We start from the raw sequence: 13,458 nt of genomic DNA, 5'->3' as shown, positions 1-13,458 counted from the left end.
GCCTCAGCCTCCTGCCGCACGCAGGGCCGGCGCCTGGGTGTCGATCCGCCGTAATGGCGCTCGCTCGCCGCGAAAGTGCGGGAGGATGTGCTCGCCCAGGCGGTAGGCTTCTTCCAGGTGCGGGTAGCCGGCGAGGAAGAACAGGTCGATGCCTAACTGGTTGTACTCGCGAATCCGTGCCACCACGTTCTCGTAGCTGCCGACCAACGCCAGGCCCGGCGGGATGCCGATGTAGCCGAAGCCGGCCCAGACATTGGGGTAGATGAAAAAGTCGTCGAACGGCCGGGTTTCATCCTTGGCCGCGTATTCATTTTCGTAGCTCAGCTTGCGTGCGCTGCGCAGCCCGGCATGGGCGGCCACGGCCTTGACCGCGCCCTTGGCCACGCCTTCGTCGAAGAAGCGCTTGGCCTCGGCCAGGGCCTGGGCTTCGGTCTCGCGGGTGATCACATCGATCGACAGGCCGAAGCGGATGTTGCTGCGACCGTGCTTGAGCGCCCGCTCGCGAATGTCGGCGATCAGCGTGCGGATCTCGTCCGGGTGCTCGGCGCGCATCAGGTAGAAGTCGGCGTGGCGGGCGGCGAACTCCCGCGCTGCGATCGACGAGCCGGCAGTGCAGATCAGCGGCAGCTCGGCCTTTTTCTGCGGGCCGCGCAGGCCGCCGCCTTCGGCCTGGTAGAAGCGCCCCTGGTAGTGGAAGTTCTCCGAGTGCCAGTAGCCCTTGACCACGTCCATGAACTCGATGGCGCGCGCGTAGCGTTCATCGTGGTCGCTGAAGTCGCCGACCTGGCGCTGGACCGCGTCGGAGCCGCCGTTGATGATGTTCCACACCAGGCGGTTGCCGGTGGCGCGCTGGTAGGTGGCGGCCTGCTGCACGGCGACCCAGGGCGTGTAGTGGTAGGGCTGGAAGGCGGTGACGTAACTCAGGGTGCGGGTCTCGCGGGCGAGCAGCGAGCACACCGTCCACGGCTCTTCGCCGGACGGCGCGTTGACCATCAGCGCGCCGCCAAAGCCGTTGATCTCGGCGGCGCGGGCAATTTGCCCGAGGTAGTCGATGTAGGTGAAGTGATCGCCCACGGCGAAGTTCGACACGGCGCCGGTGCTGTCACTGCCGCTATGCCAGTCGCCGCGGTTGCGCGGGTCGCCAGGGAGGAACTGGGTTTCGCCGTGCAAGGGCAGGCGGGTAAAGAATTCGATGCTCACGGTGATAGTCCTTATTGCACGGTGGGGTTGCAGATCGGAGCGATGGGCTGGTCGCTGAACACCTTGCGGGCGAAGGGCAGCGAGTCCTTGAGCGAGGCGTTGACCGTCTCGCTGTGGCCCAGCCCCTTGTACAGGTGGCCTTCGACGATCGAACCGGTCTTGCAGGCGTCCTGCATCAACGCCACCTGGGTGGCGGCGGCCGGGGTCTTGTCTTCGGCGCCGGTGCCGATGAAGATCGGCTGCTTGAGTTTCAGGGTCGGGTAGGACACCTGCGCCAGCCACGGCTTGAGCTGCTCGCCGCTGTTGGTCTTGCGGGTGTTGGCCGGGGTCAGGCCGGTGCCGACCACATCGGCCACCAGTGACGACAGGCAGGTGCTGCGCGCCTGTTCGAACAGCGGCAGGGCCTTGTCGGTGTAGAAGTCGCGCGGGTCGATGCGCGGGTCGTACTGCTGGGCCGCCAGCAGGGTGTAGAAGCCGTAGGCCAGGGAGGCGTCGACCTGGTCCGGGTCCTGCTCGCCGACGTTTTTCGCACCCACGGTGTAGATCACCCCGGTGCCGACGCTGCCCTTCAGGCCCAGGTCCGGGGCGTAGGTCGGCGCATAGGCGGCCGAGGCAAAGGCGCCGGCGCCGCCCTGGGACTGGCCGACCACCAGCACCTTGTTGGCCAGCCCCGGCACCCCGGCAATCACTGCGCGAGCGGCGTCGAGGATGCCGTAGGCGGCCATGCGGTTGTTCAGCAGCGGGTGGCCGCCGGGCACGCCCAGGCCCTGGTAGTCGGTGGCGACGATGGCGTAGCCCTCGTTGAGCCAGCGCGCCAGGTACTGCACGTCGCGGTACGAACGCCCGGCCCAGGACGGCGCGCAGACATCCGCCACGCCCACGGTGCCATGGCCCCAGGTCACCACCGGCCAGCCGCCTGCTGGCGCCGTGCCCTGGGGAATGAACAGCGCACCGGAGACTGCCACCGGAGTCTTGCCGTCGATACCGTCGGTGGAGCTGTAGAGGATGCGCAACTGCGACGCCGCGCCGGGCAGGCTCAGGGTCTGTTCCAGCGGCTCGCTGCGCAGCAGTTTGCCGGGGCTGGCGGGGATGGCCTGGTTCCAGCTGTAGAACGCCGAGACCCGGCCATCGCCTTGCAGCGGGTCGGGTTTGGGCGCGAAGGTTTGCGCGGCCACGGCGCTGAACGACAGGGCCAGCAGGCTCAGGCCGAAGGCGAATGTTTTCTGCAGTTTCATCGAGAGGTCCTTGCACGGTGCGTGTGCCAGGCTTGAGCGAAATGCGTGCCAGAGCGCTGCAGGCCCTGCATTTGCGGGACTTCGTTGTCATCAAGGGGGATCTCGGGGGGCGTCGATGCTGGCCAGCAGCCACGGATTGCTGGGCGACTGCTGCTGGGGCAGCAGTGCCAATCGCATATCTCTTTATGGAATATATAAATACTAATTAATAATTATTTGTTCTAATTTGTTTCGGGCACTATGGCCCTGCGCTTTCACTGCCAGGAATGCACCATGTCGCTGATAACCCATCCCCATGCCCGGGAACTGACCAAATCCGTTCGCGCCACCGTTCTGGTGTTCAAGGACCCGCGCTCCCAGGAACTGCTCAGCCGCATCGAACGCCTGGCGCCGAGTGAAGCCAACACCCTGATCATCGGCGAGACCGGCACCGGCAAGGAGCTGGTCGCCCGCCACATCCATCAACTCAGCCGCCGCGGGCGCGAGCCGTTCGTGGCGGTTAACTGCGGCGCCTTTGCCGAAACCCTGGTCGAGAGCGAACTGTTCGGTCACGAGAAGGGCGCCTTTACCGGCGCCACCAACAGCAAGGCCGGCTGGTTCGAAGCGGCCAATGGCGGCACGTTGTTCCTCGATGAAATCGGCGACCTGCCGCTGAACATGCAGGTGAAACTGCTGCGGGTGCTGCAGGAGCGCGAAGTGGTGCGCCTGGGCTCGCGCACGCCGATCCCGATCAACGTGCGCCTGGTGGCGGCGACCAACGTCAACCTCGCCGATGCGGTGGTGGCCGGGCATTTTCGCGAAGACCTGTTCTACCGCCTGCACGTGGCAACCATCCGCCTGCCGCCGCTGCGCGAACGGCCGGGGGACATCCTGCCGCTGGCCGAGTTCTTCCTCGAAGAACACTGCCAGCGCCTGGGCTACAGCCGCGCCAGCCTGAGCCTGGAGAGCGAACGCAAACTGCTCTCGCACAGCTGGCCGGGGAATATTCGCGAGCTGGAGAACGCCATTCACCATGCCTTGCTGGTGTGCCGGCAACAGGTGGTGCAGCCGGCCGACCTGCACCTGGTGGACATGCGTTCGGTGGGCATTCGCCAGGAGGAACACAGCCAGCCGCTGCGCCTGGCCAGCGAGCCGCCGAACCTTGAGGCGGCGCTGACGGCGCTGTTCGAGCAGAACATTCCAGACTTGTACGAGCATATCGAGGAAACGGTGTTTCGCACCGCGTACCGCTTCTGCCATGGCAACCAGTTGCAGACCGGGCGCTTGCTGAACATCAGCCGCAACATCGTGCGGGCGCGGTTGGAGAAGATTGGCGAGTTGAAGCGCACGGACGGTGTCGCCCTTTAAGGCCTCATCGCTGGCAAGCCAGCTCCCACAGGGGCCGGTGCATACAGTTCTTGTGGGAGCTGGCTTGCCAGCGATAGGGGCAGCGCAATTTGAGCATCTGATCCGTATAAATACCCCCAACCTGAATCTGTAACCCAGTACACCCAAAAGCCATAGTAACGGCCTCCCTGATGAGGTCCGAACCATGTATCACTATGACGAGTATGACCGTGCGCTGGTGTTCGAACGCGTGGCGCAGTTTCGCGATCAGGTGCGCCGGTTCATGGCTGGCGAACTGAGTGAAGAAGAGTTCCTGCCCCTGCGCCTGCAAAACGGCCTGTACCTGCAAAAGCATGCCTACATGCTGCGCGTGGCCATCCCCTACGGCACCCTGGGTGCCCGGCAGATGCGCACCCTGGCGCAGATCGCCCGCGAGTACGACCGCGGCTACGGCCACTTCACCACGCGCCAGAACATCCAGTTCAACTGGATCGAACTGGCTCAGGTGCCGGACATTCTCCAGCGCCTGGCCGAGGTCGAGATGCATGCGATCCAGACCTCCGGCAACTGCGTGCGCAACATCACCACCGAAGCCTTTGCCGGTGTTGCCGCCGACGAGCTGCTCGACCCGCGGCCGCTGGCCGAGATCCTCCGGCAGTGGTCGACCATCAACCCGGAATTCCTGTTTTTGCCGCGCAAGTTCAAGATCGCCATCTGCTCGGCGATCGAGGACCGCGCAGCAATCATGATGCATGACATCGGCCTCTACCTGTACCGCGACGGCCGTGGCCAGATGTGCCTGCGGGTGATGGTCGGCGGCGGCCTGGGGCGCACGCCGATCCTCGGTTTGCAGATCCGCGAAGGGCTGCCGTGGCAGCACCTGTTGTCCTATGTCGAAGCCATTTTGCGCGTGTACAACCGCCATGGCCGGCGCGATAACAAGTACAAGGCGCGGATCAAGATCCTGGTCAAGGCGCTGGGCATCGAGGCGTTCTCCCGCGAGGTGGAGGAGGAGTGGCAACACATCAAGGACGGTCCGGCGCAACTCACCGAGGACGAGTTCCAGCGGGTCGCCGCCGCCTTCGAGCCACCGGCCTACGACAGCGTCATCGACGATGAGCTGGCCTACGACACCCACCTGGCCCAGGACCACGCCTTCGCCCGCTGGGTAGCCTGTTGCGTCAAGCCGCACAAGGTCCCCGGTTATGCCAGCGTGGTGCTGTCGACCAAGCCGGGTGACGCGTCGCCACCGGGCGACCTGACCGATGCGCAGATGGATGCAGTGGCCGACTGGTCTGAGCAGTTCGGCTTCGGCGAGATCCGCATTGCCCATGAGCAGAACCTGATCCTCCCGGACGTGCGCAAGCGTGACCTGCACGCGCTCTGGCGCCTGGCCTGCGAACGTGACTTGGGCACGGCCAACATTGGTCTGCTGACCGACATCATCGCCTGCCCGGGCGGCGACTTCTGCGCCCTGGCCAACGCCACCTCGATCCCTATCGCGCAGTCGATCCAGCGCCGCTTCGACGACCTCGACTACCTGCACGACCTGGGCGAGCTGAGCCTGAACATCTCCGGCTGTATCAACGCCTGTGGCCACCACCACATCGGCAACATCGGCATCCTCGGCGTCGATAAAAACGGCAGCGAGTGGTACCAGGTGACCCTCGGTGGCGCCCAGGGCAAGCACAGCACCCTGGGCAAGGTCATCGGCCCGTCGTTCAGCGCCGCCGAGATCCCCCAGGTGATCGAGCAGATCATCGCCACCTACTGCGCCTATCGCGAGCAGGACGAACCCTTTGTCGACACCGTGCGCCGGGTCGGCCTGGAACCCTTCAAGGAGCGGGTCTATGCCAAGCGCCCGGAGGAGCTGATATGCGTAATGTGATTGGCCTGCGCAATGGTGAGGCGCAGTTGATCGAGCACGATCCCTGGCAGCTGTTGCGCGAACCCGGCGAGGTGCTGCCCGACGGTCTGCTGATTTTGCCGCTGGCCACCTGGATTGCCCGCCGCGCCCAGCGGCCCGTGGGCCGTGACGGCTTGTGGCTGGGGCCTGACGATGAGATCGAGCCACTGCGCGCCTGGCTGCCCCAGGTGCCGCTGATCGCGGTGGACTTCCCCAGCTTTCGCGACGGCCGTGGCTACAGCCAGGCTTACCTGCTGCGCAGCCGCCTGGGTTGGCATGGTGAACTGCGCGCGGTGGGCGATGTACTGCGTGACCAGCTCAGCCATATGCGCCAGTGCGGTTTTGACAGCTACGCCGTGCGTGAAGACAAATGCGCCGAGGATGCCCTCAAGGGCCTTGCCGGCATGAGCGTGCTGTATGGGCGTTCGGTGATCGAACCACGGCCGCTGTTTCGTCGCCGCTGACTGGTACGGCGCCGGCGCTGGTCTATCGTTTAGCTTTTGTTCGCCCGGCAACGCCGCGCCTCAGGAGCCGCCATGAACCAGGATCAGGAAAGCCGCCGCCGTTTCATCGCCGCCAGTTCCGTGCTTGGCGCCGCCGGGGCCATGTACTCGACGGCGCCGCTGGCCGCGGGGGCCATTCTGCGCGGTACCGAAACGGCCGTGCCGGCCGAGCTGATCCTGCACAATGGCCGCTTGCACACGGTGGACCGCGAGCGGCCGCAAGCAAGCGCCGTGGCCATTCGCGACGGACGCTTCGTGGCGGTGGGTGATGACGCCCAGGTCATGGCCTTGCGCGGGCCGGCGACCCAGGTCATCGACCTCAAGCAACGCACGGTGATCCCCGGGCTCAACGATTCGCACCTGCACCTGATCCGCGGCGGCCTGAACTACAACCTGGAGTTGCGCTGGGAAGGCGTGCCGTCCCTGGCCGATGCCTTGCGCATGCTCAAGGACCAGGCCCTGCGCACGCCAGCGCCGCAGTGGGTGAGGGTGGTCGGTGGCTGGAACGAGTTCCAGTTCGCCGAGCGCCGTTTGCCGAGCCTCGACGAGCTGAACCAGGCGGCGCCAGACACGCCGGTGTTCGTCCTGCACCTGTACGACCGCGCCTTGCTCAACCGCGCCGCCCTGCGCGTGGTCGGCTTTGACCGCAACACGCCCAATCCGCCGGGTGGCGAGATCCAGCGCGACGCCAACGGCAACCCGACCGGCATGCTGATCGCCCGGCCCAATGCGATGATCCTTTATTCGACCCTGGCCAAGGGGCCGAAGCTGCCGCTGGAATATCAGGTCAACTCGACCCGCCAGTTCATGCGCGAGCTCAACCGTCTGGGCCTGACCAGCGCCATCGATGCCGGCGGTGGTTATCAGAACTACCCCGACGACTATGCGGTGATCGAGCAACTGGCCAAGACCCGGCAGTTGACCGTGCGCATCGCCTACAACCTGTTTACCCAGAAGCCCAAGGAAGAACTGGCCGACTTTAAAAACTGGACCCGCAGCGTCAGGTACGGCCAGGGCGACGACTTTCTGCGGCACAACGGCGCCGGCGAGATGCTGGTGTTCTCTGCCGCCGACTTCGAGGACTTCCTCGAACCGCGCCCGGACCTGCCCGGCAGCATGGAGGGCGACCTGGAACCGGTGGTGCGGCATCTGCTCGAGCAACGCTGGCCGTTTCGCCTGCACGCCACCTACGATGAGTCGATCTCGCGCATGCTCGACGTGTTCGAGAAGGTCGACCGCGACATTCCCTTCAACGGACTGCCGTGGTTCTTCGACCATGCCGAGACCATCAGCCCGAAGAACATCGAGCGGGTACGGGCGCTGGGCGGCGGCATTGCCATTCAGGACCGCATGGCCTTCCAGGGCGAATACTTCGTTGAACGCTACGGCGCCAAGGCCGCGCAGCACACACCACCGATCAAGCGCATGCTCGGTGAAGGCATCCCGGTCGGCGCCGGCACCGACGCCACCCGGGTGTCCAGCTACAACCCCTGGACCTCGCTGTACTGGCTGGTCAGCGGGCGCACCGTGGGCGGGCTGGAGCTGTACCCGCAGGGCCTGGACCGCGATACCGCGTTGTCGTTGTTCACCCACGGCAGCGCCTGGTTCTCCAGCGAGCAGGGCAAGAAGGGCCAGATCAAGGTCGGCCAGCTGGCAGACCTGACGGCCTTGAGCGCCGACTATTTCAGCATCGACGCCGAGGCGATCAAAAGCCTGGAGTCGGTGCTGACCCTGGTTGATGGCAAGGTGGTGTACGGCGCCGCCGAGTTCGCCCGGCTCGACCCGCCGACTTTGCCGGTGTTGCCCGACTGGTCGCCGGTGGCCAAGGTGCCCGGGCACTGGCGCCAGGGTGCGCCGCTGACCGCGCAAATACATCAGTGCGTCGGTGCCTGTGCGGTGCATGCCCATGCGCACCAGCGCGCGCGGCAAGCATCGGTGCCGGTCAGTGATTTTCAGGGCTTTTGGGGCGCGTTTGGTTGTTCCTGTTTTGCCTTCTGAGGGATCGGGCTACCATGCCGGTTCGCCCGTTGGACAGGATGTTGCTGCATGCCATTCACTACCCGTGTTGCCCGGCCCAGTGATGCCGAGGCGCTCAGCCATGTTGCCGGCCAGACCTTCGCCCTGGCCAGCCCGCCGGATTCTGCTGCCCAGGCTTTGCAGGAATACATCGACACCCGGCTGCAGCCCGAGCACTTCGTGCTGCACCTGCTCAATCCGCGAAAGCGCCTGCGGGTGCTTGAGCACCTGGGTAAAGTGGTGGGTTACAGCCTGGTCGACAGCGCGCCGGGATCCTTGGGGATTGCCGAGGCCGATGGCGTGCCGGAGCTGAGCCGCTGCTATGTGCTGCCCGAGCACCATGGCCTCGGCGGCGCCCAGCTGTTGCTCGACGACACCCTGGCGCCGGTGCGCGGCGGCATTCGCCTGACCGTCAATGAACAGAACACCCGGGCCATCCGTTTTTATCAGCGCAATGGTTTTAGCAAGGTCGGCGAGGCCGTGTTCGAATGTGGCCCGGAGCGTCACCGCGACTGGGTGATGGTCGCGCGGCGGTGACAAAACTGGTTACAGTGTCTGCCTCAATTTCTTGCTCAAGGTTCTGTTCATGACCGATCTCAGTGCATTCCCGATCACCCGTAAATGGCCGGCCAAACAGCCCGAGCTGCTGCAGCTGTACTCGCTGGCCACGCCCAACGGCGTGAAGGTGTCGATCATGCTCGAGGAGATCGGCCTGGCCTACGAGGTGCATAAGGTCAGCTTCGAGACCAACGACCAGTTGACCCCGGAATTCATCTCCCTGAGCGCCAACAACAAGATCCCGGCGATCCTCGACCCCAATGGCCCGGGTGGCGAGCCGCTGGCGTTGTTCGAGTCCGGGGCGATCCTGGTTTACCTGGCAGAGAAGAGCGGGCAACTGCTGTCGGCGGACCCGGCCCAGCGCTACGAGACCCTGCAGTGGCTGATGTTCCAGATGGGCGGGATCGGGCCGATGTTTGGCCAGGTGGGTTTTTTCCACAAATTCGCCGGCAAGGCGTACGAAGACAAGCGTCCGCGCGACCGTTACGTGGCCGAGTCGCGGCGCTTGCTCGGGGTGCTGGACCAGCGCCTGCAAGGGCGTGAGTGGGTGATGGATGCTTACAGCATTGCCGATATCGCCATTCTGCCCTGGGTGCGCAACCTGGTCGGTTTTTATGAGGCGGGCGAGCTGGTGGGCTTTGATGACTTTGCCAACGTCAAGCGGGTGCTGGCGGCGTTCGTGCAGCGGCCGGCGGTGGCGCGCGGGTTGAAGATACCTGCATAGGCCTCATCGCGGGTCAAGCCCGCTCCCACAGGATTGGCACTGTTCTCAGGATTGGGGCAGTACTTGTGGGAGCTGGCTTGCCAGCGATGAGGCAGGTACATTCAAATCAGAACACCTGCCGAAACAACCAGTACAACCCCCCCGCCAGCACAATCGCCGCCGGCAAGGTCAGCACCCAGGCCATCAGCAGGTTGAAGAGGGTACGCATCTGCAAGCCCGAGCCATTGGCGACCATGCTCCCGGCCACCCCGGACGACAGCACATGGGTGGTCGACACCGGCAGCCCGTACATGTCCGCCGCACCAATGGTGCACATCGCCACCAGCTCCGCCGAAGCGCCCTGGGCGTAGGTCAGGTGGGTCTTGCCGATCTTCTCGCCAACGGTCACTACGATGCGCCGCCAGCCGACCATGGTGCCCAGCCCCAGGGCAATGGCCACGGCAATCTTCACCCACAGCGGAATGTAGTGGGTGGCGCTGTCGATCTGCTGCTTGAACACTTGCACCTTGGCCTGGGTATCGGCATTGAACTGCGCCAGTTGGTGCTTGTCGATCAGGCGAATGGCTTCGGAGGTCAGGTACATGTCGTTACGCACGTTGGCCATGGCCTCTGCGGGCACCCGGTTGAGCGAACCATAGCTTTTGACCTCGGTGCCGATCATCCCGGCCAGCGCTGCCAGCGCCGGCAGCAGTTCTTCACTGGCCTGCGGCTCGCGGATGAACGCGCTGAGGGTCTGTCGCGGATCCGCCGGTGCGGCCTGCGGGGCGCTGCGCTGCAAGGCCTGCTGAGTGACCTCGGCCACCGCGGCGAACTGCAGCGACTGGTCAGCCGGCATGGTGCGGTTCAGGGCATAGGCCATGGGCAGGGTGCCGACCAGGATCAGCATGATCAGGCCCATGCCTTTTTGCCCGTCGTTGGAACCATGGGCGAAAGATACCCCGGTGCAGGTGAGGATCAGCAGCCCGCGAATCCACCAGGGCGGTGGCGTGTTGCCGACCGGCGCCTGGTACAGCTCGCGGCGCTTGACCAGCATGCGCAGGGCCAGCAGCAACAGCGCCGCGCAGGCAAAGCCCACCAGCGGCGACAGCAACAGCGAATAGCCAACCTTGCTGGCCTGGGTCCAGTCCACGCCACTGGTGCCGTCGCGCCCGTGCATCAAGGCGTTGGCGATACCGACGCCAATGATCGAGCCGATCAACGTATGCGATGACGAGGCCGGCAAGCCCAGCCACCAGGTGCCCAGGTTCCAGATGATCGCCGACAGCAGCAGGGCGAAGACCATGGAGAAGCCTGCCGAGGAGCCGACCTGCAAGATCAGCTCCACCGGCAGCAAGGCGATGATGCCGAAGGCCACGGCACCGCTGGACAGCAGCACGCCGAGAAAATTGAAACAGCCGGACCAGACCACGGCGACTGACGGTGGCAGCGAATGGGTGTAGATCACCGTGGCCACGGCGTTGGCGGTGTCGTGAAAACCGTTGACGAACTCGAAGCCCAGGGCAATCAGCAACGCCAGGCCGAGCAGCAAAAATGGGGTCCAGGTGGTGACCACGGTGCCGGTGGCGTCGATGTCGCGAAACAGGCTCCAGGCGGTGTACAACAGCCCGCCCACCAGCAGGCTGAAAAACAGGGTCAGGGTGGTGCGGCCGGGTTTGTGGTTGAGACGGGGGCGGGGGTCAAGGTTGGCCAGCGATGGGCTGCCAGCCAGGGTCGGGGTGGTCATGATGACGGGTCCGGGTTACCAGGAAGGGTCGAGCCTTGCCCGGCCATGATAAAAACAATCGCTGACTTCATCGTGACCTCGGTCAAGGAAAGCCCTAGGATCAAGGGACCTGCCGATGGAGCGAAGCGATGATCCGCTGCAAACGCGTTTATGATCCGCTGCAAGCCAGCGATGGCCAGCGCGTGCTGGTCGACCGCCTGTGGCCGCGCAACCGGCGCAAGGACCAGTTGCAGGCCTTGTGGCTGCCGGAGGTGGCGCCGTCAACGGCGTTGCGTCAGGCTTTTCATGCCGGTGAAGTGGATTTTGCCGGGTTTGCCGAGCGCTACCGCCAGGAGCTGACGGCGCGGCCCGAGCATTGGTGGAAGTTGCTGGGCATGGCCGGGCAGGGCGATGTGACCTTGCTGTATGCCGGCAAGGACACCGAGCACAACAATGCGATGGTGCTGGCGCAATGGCTCGAGGATGAGCTGGAGCGCCAGGGGCCGGGTAGTTCGCCGGTGTGTTATGCCGACGAATTCAAATCTTGAGTCAATGGGGCTGCTTTGCAGCCCATCGCCGGCAACGCCAGCTCCCACATATCCTGGCCCTTGTGGGAGCCGGCTTTGCCGGCGATGCAAGGCGCAGCCTTGCTGAATGAGAACGACTAGAATGACTGTGCAACTGACCCCCGCCACCGACCAGCACCGCACCTTCGCCCGCGACCTCACCCGCCGGGCCATGCTGCCGTATTACCGCGAGTTCGACCTGCTCTGGCAGGAAGAAGCCTTCGACCAGGCCTGGGGGTGGCGCGAGCAGTGGTTGATCAGCGAAGCCCAGCAACCGCTGGGCTACTTCAGCCTCAGCCAGGACCGCCAGGCCCTGTTCATCCGTGAACTGCACCTGCTCGAAGGCTTTCGCGGCCGTGGCATCGGCAGTTGGGTATTAACGCAACTGGTGGACTGGACCCGCCAACGGCAATTGCCGCTGCTGCGCCTGATGGTGTTCAAGAGCAACCCGGCACGGTTCCTGTACCTGCGCGAGGGTTTTGTCTGTGTCGGCGAAGACGAGTGCTTTTTGCGTATGCAGCGCACGCTCGCCTAGCTCGACCCGCACCACGCAGCCCCGGCGCTGGGTGGCGTCGAGCAGCAGGCCCTGCACCGGCAACAAGTCACCAATCAGCAGGTTCTGCAAAATCGGCTTGCCCTCGAAAGTGTTCGGCCCCAGCACCACCTGCTGCAAGCCCTCGACCCGTACCACCGCCTTGCCGACCTTGCCCAGGGTGTTGCCGCTCAAGGTCAGCGGCCCGGGCAGCGGCGCGGCATTGCGCAGGCTGACGGCGTATTCCGGGCTGTTGCCGATGCGGTTGCCGATCAGGCTGACGGCGCCGACCTCGCTGGCGTCCACCGCGCTGCCCTGGCTGTTGCCGATCAGGTTGTCGCTGATCAACAGCGGCGCGGCAGCCGTCGGCGCCAGGTTGCGCAGCTGGATGCCGTTGCCACGGCTGTCGCCGATCAGGTTGCCGGTCAGCAGCAGGGCGCCCTGTTGCTCGCTGACCTCGATGGCCGCCTTGTGCGCGCCGAGGATCAGGTTGTGCTCGATGCGCCCGCGGGTCTGGCCGCGCAGGCGGATGCCGCTGTTGTTGTCGATGCCGCGCAACTGGTTGTTGCGCAGCGTCACCTGGCTGTCACGCACGTCGATGGCGTACTGCTGGGACTGGCCGAACTGGCTGTTGTCGATCTGCGCCTGGCTGTGTTGCAGCTCCACCGCGCTGGACAGCTCATTGAACTGGCTGTCGCGGATGATCAGCGTGGCCGGGCGGGTCGACGCGGCCTGTTGGCTGCTCAGGGCGGTGGTCAGGCCGCGCGAGAGGTTGGCGTTGTAGCCGAGGCGGTTGAGGGTCGAGCCCAGCACCTGGGTATGGCTGCCGGCCCAGGCCACCACGAACGGCCGCCAGGCACGGTCGGTACTGCCGGGTTTGTCGCCGGCGACACTCTCCAGGCGTGACTGGTTCAGGCCCAGCCAGCCCTGGTTGATCAGCGCCGTACCGGAGTAGCTGTACAGGTACAGGCTGGTGCCTTCGAGCAGCAGGCCGCCATCGCTGGCGATCACCAGCGGGTAGCTGAGCAGGTAGCCGTCCTTGTAGCGCTTGATGATCTTTGGGTCGTTGAGGGCGTCGTGCAGTTGCGCCAGGCTGATGCTGCCGCCGCGCACCATTACCGCTTGCGGGTGATGCGCCTGGTAGCCGGCGATGGCGCGGAACAGGCCGTTGTTGACGAACGGCTCGAACG

11 protein-coding genes and 1 pseudogene are annotated in these 13,458 nt (G+C 65.1%); 8 read left to right on the top strand and 4 right to left on the bottom strand.

Going from position 1 to position 13,458, the window contains the following annotated elements:
• Nucleotides 1–3: 3 nt before the first annotated feature.
• Nucleotides 4–1,200, bottom strand: coding sequence for an LLM class flavin-dependent oxidoreductase (locus tag CCOS864_RS15720; RefSeq protein WP_115087191.1), 1,197 nt, complete (start codon nucleotides 1,198–1,200; stop codon nucleotides 4–6).
• Between the two features lie 11 nt (nucleotides 1,201–1,211).
• A complete protein-coding gene (locus CCOS864_RS15715; protein WP_115087190.1) occupies nucleotides 1,212–2,435 on the bottom strand; it encodes a lipase family protein in 1,224 nt (407 codons plus the stop codon).
• Nucleotides 2,436–2,708: 273 nt separating this feature from the next.
• On the opposite strand from CCOS864_RS15715, the gene CCOS864_RS15710 reads away from it, so the two are divergent.
• The 6 genes from CCOS864_RS15710 (at nucleotide 2,709) to CCOS864_RS15685 (ending at nucleotide 9,468) form a co-directional block, all read left to right on the top strand.
• Nucleotides 2,709–3,782: a sigma-54 interaction domain-containing protein gene (locus CCOS864_RS15710; RefSeq protein ID WP_115087189.1), complete on the top strand. Its 1,074-nt coding sequence runs from the start codon at nucleotides 2,709–2,711 to the stop codon at nucleotides 3,780–3,782.
• A gap of 184 nt (nucleotides 3,783–3,966) precedes the next feature.
• Nucleotides 3,967–5,649, top strand: a complete 1,683-nt coding sequence (locus CCOS864_RS15705; RefSeq protein ID WP_115087188.1) for a nitrite/sulfite reductase — start codon at nucleotides 3,967–3,969, stop codon at nucleotides 5,647–5,649.
• Nucleotides 5,637–6,131, top strand: a complete 495-nt coding sequence (locus CCOS864_RS15700) for a DUF934 domain-containing protein (RefSeq protein WP_115087187.1) — start codon at nucleotides 5,637–5,639, stop codon at nucleotides 6,129–6,131. The genes CCOS864_RS15705 and CCOS864_RS15700 overlap by 13 nt, the downstream gene beginning before the upstream one ends.
• Nucleotides 6,132–6,329: 198 nt before the next feature.
• The gene (locus tag CCOS864_RS15695) at nucleotides 6,330–8,168 is read left to right on the top strand and encodes an amidohydrolase (RefSeq protein WP_166675703.1); all 1,839 of its coding nucleotides are present in this window, start codon (nucleotides 6,330–6,332) and stop codon (nucleotides 8,166–8,168) included.
• Nucleotides 8,169–8,216: 48 nt separating this feature from the next.
• The gene (locus CCOS864_RS15690) at nucleotides 8,217–8,723 is read left to right on the top strand and encodes a GNAT family N-acetyltransferase (RefSeq protein ID WP_115087185.1); all 507 of its coding nucleotides are present in this window, start codon (nucleotides 8,217–8,219) and stop codon (nucleotides 8,721–8,723) included.
• Nucleotides 8,724–8,772: 49 nt separating this feature from the next.
• Entirely contained in the window at nucleotides 8,773–9,468 is a 696-nt protein-coding gene (locus tag CCOS864_RS15685; protein WP_115087184.1) for a glutathione S-transferase N-terminal domain-containing protein, read from the top strand.
• 106 nt (nucleotides 9,469–9,574) lie between these two features.
• Here the strand turns inward: CCOS864_RS15685 and CCOS864_RS15680 are convergent, their stop codons facing one another.
• Nucleotides 9,575–11,191 (bottom strand): inorganic phosphate transporter, encoded by a 1,617-nt coding sequence (locus CCOS864_RS15680; RefSeq protein ID WP_115087183.1) that lies wholly within the window; start codon nucleotides 11,189–11,191, stop codon nucleotides 9,575–9,577.
• A 128-nt stretch (nucleotides 11,192–11,319) separates the two neighbouring features.
• Here CCOS864_RS15680 and CCOS864_RS15675 point away from each other — a divergent pair, with 128 nt between their 5' ends.
• Together CCOS864_RS15675 and CCOS864_RS15670 are read left to right on the top strand one after the other, a co-directional pair.
• Nucleotides 11,320–11,718 (top strand): DUF488 domain-containing protein, encoded by a 399-nt coding sequence (locus tag CCOS864_RS15675; protein WP_115087182.1) that lies wholly within the window; start codon nucleotides 11,320–11,322, stop codon nucleotides 11,716–11,718.
• Nucleotides 11,719–11,839: 121 nt separating this feature from the next.
• Entirely contained in the window at nucleotides 11,840–12,271 is a 432-nt protein-coding gene (locus CCOS864_RS15670) for a GNAT family N-acetyltransferase (RefSeq protein ID WP_115087181.1), read from the top strand.
• 267 nt (nucleotides 12,272–12,538) lie between these two features.
• Here CCOS864_RS15670 and CCOS864_RS28470 read toward each other — a convergent pair.
• Nucleotides 12,539–13,384 (bottom strand): annotated as a pseudogene (locus CCOS864_RS28470) (right-handed parallel beta-helix repeat-containing protein); the annotation flags it as partial.
• Nucleotides 13,385–13,458: the final 74 nt, after the last annotated feature.

Source organism: Pseudomonas wadenswilerensis (assembly GCF_900497695.1).
GTDB classification, from domain to species: domain Bacteria; phylum Pseudomonadota; class Gammaproteobacteria; order Pseudomonadales; family Pseudomonadaceae; genus Aquipseudomonas; species Aquipseudomonas wadenswilerensis.
Note: the sequence above shows the minus strand (reverse complement) of the source record. Positions and strands in the feature narration are given on the sequence as shown.

Coding starts and splice junctions, on each gene's coding strand:
- CCOS864_RS15715 (WP_115087190.1), bottom strand. CDS start 2,435: ATGAAACTGCAGAAAACATTCGCCTTCGGCCTGAGCCTGCTGGCCCTG.
- CCOS864_RS15710 (WP_115087189.1), top strand. CDS start 2,709: ATGTCGCTGATAACCCATCCCCATGCCCGGGAACTGACCAAATCCGTT.
- CCOS864_RS15705 (WP_115087188.1), top strand. CDS start 3,967: ATGTATCACTATGACGAGTATGACCGTGCGCTGGTGTTCGAACGCGTG.
- CCOS864_RS15700 (WP_115087187.1), top strand. CDS start 5,637: ATGCGTAATGTGATTGGCCTGCGCAATGGTGAGGCGCAGTTGATCGAG.
- CCOS864_RS15690 (WP_115087185.1), top strand. CDS start 8,217: ATGCCATTCACTACCCGTGTTGCCCGGCCCAGTGATGCCGAGGCGCTC.
- CCOS864_RS15685 (WP_115087184.1), top strand. CDS start 8,773: ATGACCGATCTCAGTGCATTCCCGATCACCCGTAAATGGCCGGCCAAA.
- CCOS864_RS15680 (WP_115087183.1), bottom strand. CDS start 11,191: ATGACCACCCCGACCCTGGCTGGCAGCCCATCGCTGGCCAACCTTGAC.
- CCOS864_RS15675 (WP_115087182.1), top strand. CDS start 11,320: ATGATCCGCTGCAAACGCGTTTATGATCCGCTGCAAGCCAGCGATGGC.
- CCOS864_RS15670 (WP_115087181.1), top strand. CDS start 11,840: ATGACTGTGCAACTGACCCCCGCCACCGACCAGCACCGCACCTTCGCC.